The sequence below is a fragment of the Clostridium sp. genome, from assembly GCF_029258205.1.
GTDB lineage: Bacteria > Bacillota > Clostridia > Clostridiales > Clostridiaceae > Sarcina.
In genome coordinates this window covers 44,924-56,034 of sequence record NZ_JARHZJ010000100.1, presented here as the reverse complement: position 1 = coordinate 56,034, position 11,111 = coordinate 44,924, and the positions used below count along the sequence as shown (strand labels likewise).

Below are 11,111 nucleotides of genomic sequence, written 5' to 3'. Positions count from 1 at the left end.
GCAGGTTATCGGTTCAAGTCCGATCATCAGCTCCATAAGTGGTGGAATTCCCGAGTGGCCAAAGGGGGCAGACTGTAAATCTGTTGTCGGACGACTTCGAAGGTTCGAATCCTTCTTCCACCACCAGAAAGAGACACTTTTAATGAGTGTCTCTTTATTAAAATGATATCTTAATAAAATAGAATAATTAGTATTTATATGCTCTTATCCAGAGAGGTGGAGGGAAAAAGGCCCTATGAAACCCGGCAACCAGTGAGAAGTCACTACGGTGCCAATTCCGGTAAAGAAATTCTTTACAAGATGAGAGAAGGTAAATTTAGTGTATAACTAAAATCTCTTCTTAAATCTTTAAAGGTTTGAGAAGAGATTTTTTAATTAACAAAAATATTTTAAAGGCGCGCATTAAAATAAAGTTTTGTTAATTAAAGTTTAAAGATATTATTTTGAATCGTTGGGAAGAGTGATTTAATTATTTATTAAAATAAACATGTTGGAATAAATAAAAATGAAAGGGGTGAATTGGCTATCTTATTAAGATAGTAAGATGGCATTATATACATGAAAAGATTATTTACATCAGAATCAGTTACTGAAGGGCATCCAGATAAAATATGCGACCAAATTTCAGATGCAGTTTTAGATGCTATATTTGAAAAAGATCCAAATGCAAGAGTTGCTTGTGAAACAGCTGTTACTACAGGATTAGTAATGGTAATGGGAGAAATAACAACTAATTGTTATGTTGATATTCCTAAAATAGCTAGAGAAACTATAAAGAATATAGGATATGATAGAGCTAAATATGGTTTCGACTGTGAAACTTGTTCAGTTATGACTACAATAGATGAGCAATCATCAGATATAGCTATGGGGGTTGATGAAGCTTTAGAATCAAGAGCTGGAGAAAAAATTGATATAGATGCAGTTGGAGCTGGAGACCAAGGAATGATGTTTGGTTTTGCTACTAATGAAACTGAAGAATTTATGCCAGCACCAATAGCTATGGCTCATAGATTATCAAGAAGATTAACAGAAGTAAGAAAGAACGGAACTTTATCTTACTTAAGACCAGACGGAAAAACACAAGTTACTGTTGAGTATGAAAATGATAAACCAGTTAGAATAGATGCAATAGTAATTTCAACACAACATGGTCCAGAAGTATCTCAAGAACAAATACAAGCAGATTTAATGGAACATGTTATAAAAGCTGTTATGCCAGCAGAGTTATTAGATGAAAATACTAAGTATTATATAAATCCAACAGGAAGATTTGTTATAGGTGGACCTCAAGGAGATGCTGGATTAACAGGAAGAAAGATAATAGTTGATACTTACGGTGGATATGGAAGACATGGTGGTGGTGCTTTCTCAGGAAAAGACCCAACTAAGGTTGATAGATCAGCTGCATACGCTGCTAGATGGGTAGCTAAAAACTTAGTTGCTGCAGGAGTTGCAGATAAATTAGAAGTTCAAGTTGCATATGCTATAGGTGTTGCTAAACCAGTATCAATTATAGTAGATACTTTTGGAACTGGAAAAATATCAGATGAAGATATAGTTGATATAATAAATAAGGTATTTGATTTAAGACCAGGAGCTATAATAAGAGATTTAGATTTAAGAAGACCTATATATAGACAAACAGCAGCTTACGGACATTTTGGAAGAACAGATTTAGATCTTCCATGGGAAAATTTAAATAAAGTTGAAGAAATAAAGAAGTATCTTTAATATAGAGAAAATTGGCTGTATCAAAATGATGTGGACCAAATAAAGTAGACATAGCTAAAAAATTAAGTCTTTCTAAGCCGCACTTAGGTATTTAACCGGAGTGTGGTTTTTTTAGTTTTGATTAAAATATCTGGGTATTATACCAAGCTATAAATTTTTCTATATCATTAAACAATTCTTCTTTGCAATAATATTTATTATAATAAATAAGCTCTGTTTTAAGTATTTCAAAAAACTTTAGTTATTTGTTTTCTCTCCATAAAAAATCACTCCGTTAAGTAGAATTTACACAGTTTTTTATGCCGTGGTTACTTAACAGAGTGTACTAATTTTGATACAGTAACTTTTTATATTAAGCTTTATGAACTAATTTTCCATTAACTATTACATATTTTATATCTATATTTTCATCAAAAAGAATTAAGTCTGCATCATAACCTTCTTTAATTAAGCCTTTTTTATCATCAACTTTGCAGTGTTTAGCTCCATTATAAGTAGCCATTTTTATAACTTCATTAAGTGGGTAATTAGTGTTATTAAATATATTTTTAACTGCCACATCCAAAGTTAAAATTGATCCTGCTAAAGAACCGGTTAATAATCTTGCAGCTCCATTTTTAACTTCAACTTCTTGTCCTCCTAATGAATACATTCCATCAGGCATACAACAAGCCATCATAGCATCAGTTATTAATAAAACTTTGTCTGTTCCTTTTTGTTTATAGGCAACTCTTAAACTTGGATATGATATGTGAATACCATCTGATATTGTTTCAGTAGTTATTTCACTATCAAAAACAGCACCTACAACCCCGGGTTCTCTATGAGTGAATGGAGTCATTGCATTGAATAAATGAGTGGCGTGAGAACATCCGCATTTTATTCCTTCAATAGCTTCTTCATAAGTAGCTTTAGTATGTCCTATTGAAACAACTATACCTTTTTCACTTAAGAATTTAGTAAGTTCTTTAGCACCATCTACTTCTGGAGCAAGAGTTATTGAAACAACATCATTTTCATTTTCCCCAACTAATTTATAGAAATTTTCTTTTGTTGGAGGTATTAAAAAATCAGGATTTTGGGCTCCTATTGCACTTGGACTTATAAATGGCCCTTCTAAGTGAGCACCTAAAACATTAGCTCCATCTGTTCCTTCAGTTTTTGCTTTATGGATAGCTTCCATTGATTTGCATACGTCTTCAGCAGCTACTGTCATTGTTGTTGGTAAGAATGAAGTAGTACCATGTTTAACTATAACTTTTGATATTTCATTTATAGCTTCATAAGTACCATCCATAGTATCGTAGCCACCAGCGCCGTGTATATGAACATCTATGAATCCTGGAGATAGGAATAATCCTTGTCCATCTATTATTTCACAATCATATTCTTCTTTAGGATTTATAGCCTTTATCTTTCCGTTTTCTATAAGTATATTTCCATTTTCAATCTTGTCTAAATATACTATATTACAGTTTTTTATTAACATACAAATCACCTTCCTTATAATAATCTTAAAATTTTAATTTGCGTAAGTCAACAAAATAAGCACTATGATTTAAATTAAATAATTGTGATATAATTAATAGTAATAACAATTCAAGAGAAACCTTTTAGGAGGTAATATGGAAGCATTAAATGGAATAGTTGAGAGTATAGTATTTAAAAGTTCAGATACAGGGTATACAGTTATAAAGTTTAGAGAAAATAATATTATTCATACAGCAGTGGGAGTTTTACCCCATGTAAAAGAAGGACAAAATTTAAAGATTACAGGAAGTTGGGTTAACCATTCCCAGTTTGGAAAACAATTTAAAGTAGAAGAATGTGAAGAAATATTACCTAATTCAAAGGATGGAATAGAAAGATATTTATCTTCTGGGATAATACAGGGTATAGGTCCTGTTACAGCAAAAAAAATTGTAAATAAATTTGGAGAAGATACCCTTGATATTTTAGATAATAATATTGAAAGATTAAAAGAAATAGAAGGAATTGGTAAAAGGAAGTTAGAGACCATAATTGAGTCTTATAGAGAACAAAGAGAATTAAAAAATATAACTATATTTTTGCAAACTCATGGATTAAGTGTGAATCAGTGTTTGAAAATTTATAAAAAATATGGAGCTAATTCAGTTGATACAGTTAAAAATAATCCATATATACTTTGTGATGAAATTTCAGGAATAGGATTTAAGACTTCTGATAAGATTGCTAAAAGTTTAGGGATAGAAATTGATTCGCCTTTTAGAATTCAAAGTGGAATAAGATACGTAATAAATCAATTTTGTGCTAATGGGCATACTTTTATGCCAAAGGATGAACTTATAAAGGAAGCAAGTAATGTATTAACTGTAGGTGAAGATATAATAGAGGAAAATATTAAAAATGCAGCTTTAGATAGAAAATTAAAGTTAGAGAATGTTAATGACAAAGAAGGAGTTTTCACAATACCTAATTATTATTGTGAGCTTGGAATAACTAATAGGATTTTAACTTTAGCTATAAGTAATTTTCAAGATATAAATGTAGATGTTGATCACCTAATACTTCAATTTGAAAAGAAAAATAATATAAATTTTGCAGAATCACAAAAAGATGCTATAACAAGTGCTTTTCAAAATGGAATAGAGATAATAACTGGAGGTCCAGGAACAGGAAAGACCACCATAATAAAGTGTATAATCGATATTTTTGAAACTTGTGGATTGAAGGTTCTTTTGGGAGCACCTACAGGAAGAGCGGCTAAAAGAATGAGTGAATCTACAGGAAAAGAAGCTACCACAATACATAGGATGCTTGACATGGGGGTTTTTGAAAAGGAAGAAAGTGTTTTCGTAACCAATGCAGAAGAACATTCATTAGAGGCTGATGTGGTGATAATAGATGAGGCATCAATGATTGATATAACTTTAATGAATGCGTTACTTAAATCTATTAATGTAGGTACTAGACTTATAATAGTGGGAGATGTTGATCAACTTCCATCAGTAGGAGCTGGAAATGTATTAAATGATTTTATAGAGAGTGGATTTACAAAGGTTGTACGTCTAAAGGAAATATTTAGACAAGGAAAAGAGAGTATGATTGTAGTAAATGCACATAAAATAAATAAAGGTGAAATGCCTAAGTTAAATGAAAAAGGTACTGATTTCTTCTTTATAAGAAATGATATTCAAGAGGGAATATTAAATACTATCATAGATTTAATAAATACTAGGTTACCTAAGTTTAATTCGAATTGGGATAAATTAAAAAGTATACAGGTTTTAGTTCCTATGAAAAAGGGAGTATTAGGAGTTACAAATTTAAATGAAAAAATTCAAAATGTTTTAAATCCAAAATCTTCATCCAAAAAAGAAAAAGAATTTAGAAGTATGGTATTTAGAGAAGGAGATAAGGTTATGCAGATAAAGAATAACTACTCTCTAAAATGGACTAGAATAGCTGGAAAGGGTGAGCATGAAGGTTCAGGTGTATTTAATGGAGATATGGGATTTATAGAAAATATAGATTTAGAAGGGAAAAAACTATCTATAATCTTTGATGATGAAAGACGAGTTATTTATGATTTTATGTATTTAGATGAATTAGATTTAGCTTATGCTATTACAATACATAAAAGTCAAGGGAGTGAATTTCCAGTAGTAATAATACCTGCATATATGGGATCACCATTACTTATGAATAGAAATTTATTATATACAGGAATAACTAGAGCAAAAGAAATGGTTGTAGTAGTTGGAATACCTAAAGCGTTAAAATATATGGTTGATAATACAAGGAGTATGGAGCGTTATTCGTCTTTAAATTGGAGAATAAAAGAAGTGATATCTAATGATATTTTTGAACAAGATTAAAGTAGGGGGACTTAAAAGTGAGCTTATATGACAATAATTTAAGGACTGAGAATAGATATAGTCATATATTAAAGAAATGGTATGTAAAGAGCAACGACAGGTTTATAAATTTTATATGTGAACCATATCAAAAGTTGAACTTTATTGAAAGTTTAATTAGTGATTGTTTAATAAATAATGAAAAAGTTTTGTATGTAGGCAAGAGTAGAAAAGTTTGTAAAAATGAGCAATTAAATTCTATGAATTTTGATTTTGTAAATTTTAATAATATTTTTAATATAAAAAATAATTTTGATTTAATAATATACGATGATGTAAGTTTATATTCAGATAAGAGTAATATTCAGTGCAATGAGGATTTAATGTATTTAAAACTACTATCTAAGAAGATAGTAATATGTTCAGTAGATAAGATGTTTAACAATATAAAGCACATAGAAATATTAAATAATCAAAGAAAAGAACATTTTTTAGAGCCAAGACTAATAACAACTAGAGTTAATTTAGAATCTGCAATGCCTTATACATTATATGATTATATTGAATGGTTTATAAGGGAAAAGAGAATACTGGTCATATATGTTCCAAATAAATTTAATTTAAATAAAATTTATGAATATTATACTGAGGATTTAAATTTAAAAAATAAGGTTAAAATAGTAAAAGAAGATGAAAAAAATTCATTTTTAAAGATAGTAAATGAAAATAGATTTAAAAAAGAATGTATTATTTTTATAACCGATTCATTACATAAATATTTTGATTGTATTACAGAGTGTGATATGGTGATTTATTCTTTTGAAAATGACCCTATTGATTACAAAAAAATAATATTTGCATGTGGTGCTTTATGTAAAAATAAGTGTAATGGAAGAGAAGTAATATTATTAAGTAATGAAGAGGGAGAAAATATAGAAACTGCTAGGAGGTTAGCAAGAGGCTTTAATGAAACGTTATGGAGAGAGTCAAAGATAAGGTAGATTATTTATTTCAATGTTTTTTAGAAGCTATTTATCCAACCGAAGAAAAATGTTATGTATGCAATACAGAGGGAGAAAAAATAATTTGTGATAAATGCAAATGGAAAATACAAAAGATAAAGGAAAATCTAATTATTGAAGAGTGTGAAATATTAATCTGTTCTTATTATTCTTTTATAGTTAAGGATTTAATATTAAGACTTAAATATAGAGGAGATTTTCATGCTGGTGAAATATTAGTTATGTTACTAGAAGAAAAAATAAAAGAATCAAATTTAGATGTTGATTTTATAACATATGTTCCAGCAGCAAAGGATTCCCTTAAAAAAAAGGAATTTAACCAATGTGAATATTTATCAAGAGAATTAGGAAAACGGTTAGGAATTAAAGCTATAAAAACCTTAAAAAAGAAAAATAAAGTAAAAGAACAAAAATCATTATCTAAAGTAGAAAGAGAAAAAAATGTACAAAATGCTTTTAAACTTAAAAGTTATAAGAATTTAGAAGGAAAGAGTATTATACTTTTAGATGATGTAATGACTACTGGTGCAACATTAAAGGCATGTGTAAGAGAGTTGAAAAAAATTAAAGACATTAAAATTTTTTTGTTGACTATTGCTAAAAGTAATATATAATAGTAGTGTAGTTAGGTTTGTGGTTGAAAGTCGATGCCAGTCGCAGGCGAAACGATCCACGTAAGTTAAACAAAGTTTTAATGAGCATGGTGCGGCTTAGAAGTAAGACCTACCAGCCAATAAAGGCTGAGAGGGTTAGTAGTGAGAGGTTAATTCCGGGTAGCGAAAGCTCCAGTAGGCGAGTGTGGGGTCAAAGACCAGGTCAACTAGCTATAAAAAGGGACTATGATTTTCATGGTTCTTTTTTATTTTATGTCAAGTCTCATTTCACATAAATAAATTAAGTAAAGAGAAGATTTAATTAGACATGTATTCTTTATATTATAAAATTTTCAGTTAATTAAGATAATTAAAACTTGTATAAAAAGCTTTAACAGAGTACAATTATAGTATAATATTTAAACCTTTACATAATTAAGGTTACTTGTTTTTTTGAAAGGGGCTGACGATATGAAAGTAACAGTACATGCTAAAAATATAGAGTTAACAAATGCTTTAAAGGATTGTGTAGAAAAGAAAATATCCAAGTTAAGTAAGTATTTTGAACCAGGAGTTGAAGCAAAAGCCACTTTAAGTGTACAGAAAAATAAACAAATTATAGAAGTTATGATTCCTTTTAATGGGGTATTATTAAGAGGTGAAGAATCTACAGACGATATGTATAAGTCAATAGATTTAGTTGAAGAAAAAATTGAAAGACAAATAAGAAAACAAAAAACTAGATTATCAAAGAAAAATAGATATGATTCATTAAGATTTGCTCATATAGATGAAATGGATGATATTAAAGAAGAAAAGGAAGCAAAAATAGTAAAAACTAAGAGATTTGATGTTAAGCCAATGGGAGCTGAAGAAGCAGTTTTACAAATGGAACTTATAGGACATGATTTCTTTGTTTTCCAAGATCCAGAGACAAATCAATTGAATGTAGTATATAAAAGAAAAGATGGTAATTATGGTTTAATTGAACCAGGACTAGATGAAGAATAATAAAATAAATATAAAAAAGATGTAGGTTTTTACTTACATCTTTTTATTTTTATGTGAAAGTTTTATCTAAATTATTACATTTATTGAAAATAGGTTACTATAAATGGTATAATCGAATGAGAATTATTTTAAATATTTTTTTGGAAAATTTAGAATGTTAGATATATATGTTATAATTAGATAATTATTAGAATATTACGCATATAAGAAAATAGAATTGAGGGATAGTATAATGGGATTATTTGATAAAATATTTGGAAGTTATAGCGATAGAGAAGTTAAAAGAATAACACCTATTGTAGATAAAATAGACTCGCTTGGACCTGAAATGGAAAAACTATCTGATGAAGAATTAAAGCAAAAAACATTTGAATTTAAGGATAGATATGCTAAAGGAGAAAGCTTAGATGATATGCTTCCAGAAGCTTTTGCTGTTTGTAGAGAAGCATCAACAAGAGTTTTAGGAATGAAACACTATAGAGAGCAATTAATTGGTGGTACAGTATTACATCAAGGAAGAATAGCTGAAATGAAAACTGGTGAAGGTAAAACATTAGTTGCTACTTTACCTGTTTATTTAAATGCTATATCTGGTAAAGGTGTTCATGTAGTTACGGTCAATGATTATCTTGCAACAAGAGATAAAGAGTGGATGAGTCAATTATATGAATTTTTAGGATTAACTACTGGGGTTATAGTTCATGGATTAACTAATGATCAAAGAAGAGAAGCATATAATTCAGACATAACTTATGGAACAAATAATGAGTTTGGATTCGATTATCTAAGAGATAACATGGTTATTTATAAGGAAGAAAGAGTTCAAAGACCATTAAACTACTGTATAGTGGATGAGGTTGACTCAATTCTTATAGATGAAGCAAGAACTCCTCTTATAATTTCAGGAGCGGGAAGTAAGTCAACAGATCTTTATAAAATAGCTGATTTCTTCGTTAAGAAATTAAGAGAAGAAGAAGATTATACAATAGACGAAAAAGCACATGCTGCAATGCTTACTGATAAAGGGGTTGCAGAGGCAGAAAAAGCTTTTGGAATAGAAAACTATGCAGATGCTAATAATATGGAGTTACAACACCATATTACTCAAGCGTTAAAAGCTAACTATGTAATGAAGAGAGATAAAGATTACATGGTTAAAGGTGATGAAATAGCTATAGTTGATGAATTTACAGGAAGACTTATGGAAGGTAGAAGATATTCAGATGGTCTTCACCAAGCTATTGAAGCTAAGGAAGGTGTTAAAGTTCAAAGAGAATCTAAAACTTTAGCAACTATAACATTCCAAAATTATTTCAGAATGTACACTAAATTAGCAGGTATGACAGGTACTGCTCTTACTGAGGAAACTGAGTTTAGAGAAATATATGGATTAGATGTTGTGGTTATTCCAACTCATAGACCAGTTCAAAGGGAAGATCATTCAGATTTAGTATTTAAAACTGCTAAAGGAAAATATGATGCAATAGTAGAAGAAATAATAGAAACTCATAAGACAGGTCAACCAGTCTTAGTTGGTACAACTAGTATAGAAAAATCAGAATATCTTTCATCTTTATTAAAAAGAAAAGGAATTTCACATAAGGTTTTAAATGCTAGATATCATGAGCAAGAAGCTGAAATTGTATCTCATGCAGGTGAGTTAGGTAATATAACAATTGCAACTAACATGGCTGGTAGAGGTACTGATATTAAACTTGGAGAAGGTGTTTTAGAAGTTGGCGGTTTAAAAATCATAGGTACTGAAAGACATGAGTCAAGAAGAATAGATAATCAGCTTAGAGGACGTTCTGGTCGTCAAGGAGATAAAGGTCATTCAAGATTCTATATCTCTTTAGAGGATGATTTAATGAGAATATTTGGATCAGAAAAACTTCAAGCCGTTGTTGATAGATTAGGATTAGAAGAAACAGAGGCTATTGAAAGTAAAATGGTTACTAAATCAATAGAAAATGCTCAAAAGAAAGTAGAGGGTAACAACTTTGATATAAGAAAAACATTATTAGGATACGATGATGTTATGAATAAGCAAAGAGAAGTTATCTATAAACAAAGATCACAAGTTTTAGAAGGTGAAAACTTAGAGGACAGTGTTCAAGCTATGATTGAAGATGTTATAACTAATGCTGTTCAAGCTCATTTAGGAAATATTGATGAAGATGATTTTGAAAAAGAACTTGGAGACTTAATAAAATATTTAGAAGATATAATGCTACCACATGGTAAATTTACTGTAGAAGAATTGAAAAATTCTTCAAATGAAGAAATTACTAGAAAGTTCATTGAATGTGCTAGGGAAATCTATAAGGAAAAAGAAGATTTCGTTGGATCAGAACAAATGAGAGAAATTGAAAGAGTTATAATCTTAAGAGTTGTTGATACTAAGTGGATGGATCACATAGATGATATGGATCACTTAAAGCAAGGTATTGGATTAAGAGCTTATAAACAACAAGATCCAACTCAAGCTTACCAAATGGAAGGTAGTGCTATGTTTGATGAAATGATAAATAATATCAAAATAGACACAGTAAGATACTTATTCCATGTAAAAGTTGAAGCTGAAAAGCCACAAAGAGAAAGAGTTGTTCAAGAAACAGGAGCAAGTCATGGTGGAGACTCTTTAGAAGTAAAGAAAAAACCAGTTAAAAAAGAGCCTAAAGTAGGTAGAAATGATTTATGTCCGTGTGGAAGTGGAAAAAAATATAAATCATGTTGTGGAAGAGAAGTAGTTTAATATAATAAAAAAGCCTTTGCATTACTTGCAAAGGCTTTTTTACATAACTTTATTAATTTAAATATTTTTATAATCTTTAAGATTATATTTAAATTTTTTACTAAATATGATGTTATTGTTTTAAATAGCTATAAAGTGATATACTTTATAATATGAA

7 protein-coding genes, 1 tRNA gene and 1 riboswitch are annotated in these 11,111 nt (G+C 29.3%); of the genes, 7 read left to right on the top strand and 1 reads right to left on the bottom strand.

What is annotated here, in order from left to right; translation table 11 throughout:
- Positions 1-40: 40 nt before the first annotated feature.
- Both Q1J60_RS12380 and metK read left to right on the top strand, forming a co-directional pair.
- Positions 41-126: transfer RNA gene (locus Q1J60_RS12380), tRNA-Tyr, on the top strand.
- A 75-nt stretch (positions 127-201) separates the two neighbouring features.
- Positions 202-307, top strand: a riboswitch (SAM riboswitch).
- Between the two features lie 251 nt (positions 308-558).
- Positions 559-1,734 carry a methionine adenosyltransferase gene (gene metK, locus Q1J60_RS12375; RefSeq protein WP_300262818.1) on the top strand — a complete coding sequence of 392 codons (1,176 nt, stop codon included), beginning with the start codon at positions 559-561 and terminating at the stop codon, positions 1,732-1,734.
- 352 nt (positions 1,735-2,086) lie between these two features.
- On the opposite strand, the gene nagA is transcribed toward metK, so the two are convergent.
- Positions 2,087-3,223 (bottom strand): N-acetylglucosamine-6-phosphate deacetylase, encoded by a 1,137-nt coding sequence (gene nagA, locus Q1J60_RS12370; RefSeq protein ID WP_300262816.1) that lies wholly within the window; start codon positions 3,221-3,223, stop codon positions 2,087-2,089.
- Positions 3,224-3,359: 136 nt separating this feature from the next.
- On the opposite strand from nagA, the gene recD2 reads away from it, so the two are divergent.
- From recD2 to secA, 5 genes are all read left to right on the top strand, one after another.
- Positions 3,360-5,594 carry an SF1B family DNA helicase RecD2 gene (recD2, locus tag Q1J60_RS12365; RefSeq protein ID WP_300262813.1) on the top strand — a complete coding sequence of 745 codons (2,235 nt, stop codon included), beginning with the start codon at positions 3,360-3,362 and terminating at the stop codon, positions 5,592-5,594.
- Positions 5,595-5,611: 17 nt separating this feature from the next.
- Complete coding sequence (locus Q1J60_RS12360; protein ID WP_300262810.1) at positions 5,612-6,574, top strand: hypothetical protein; 963 nt, start codon at positions 5,612-5,614, stop codon at positions 6,572-6,574.
- A complete protein-coding gene (locus tag Q1J60_RS12355) occupies positions 6,550-7,209 on the top strand; it encodes a ComF family protein (protein ID WP_300262808.1) in 660 nt (219 codons plus the stop codon). The genes Q1J60_RS12360 and Q1J60_RS12355 overlap by 25 nt, the downstream gene beginning before the upstream one ends.
- Positions 7,210-7,659: 450 nt before the next feature.
- A complete protein-coding gene (hpf, locus tag Q1J60_RS12350) occupies positions 7,660-8,199 on the top strand; it encodes a ribosome hibernation-promoting factor, HPF/YfiA family (RefSeq protein WP_300262806.1) in 540 nt (179 codons plus the stop codon).
- 232 nt (positions 8,200-8,431) lie between these two features.
- Positions 8,432-10,954 carry a preprotein translocase subunit SecA gene (gene secA, locus Q1J60_RS12345; RefSeq protein ID WP_300262803.1) on the top strand — a complete coding sequence of 841 codons (2,523 nt, stop codon included), beginning with the start codon at positions 8,432-8,434 and terminating at the stop codon, positions 10,952-10,954.
- Positions 10,955-11,111: the final 157 nt, after the last annotated feature.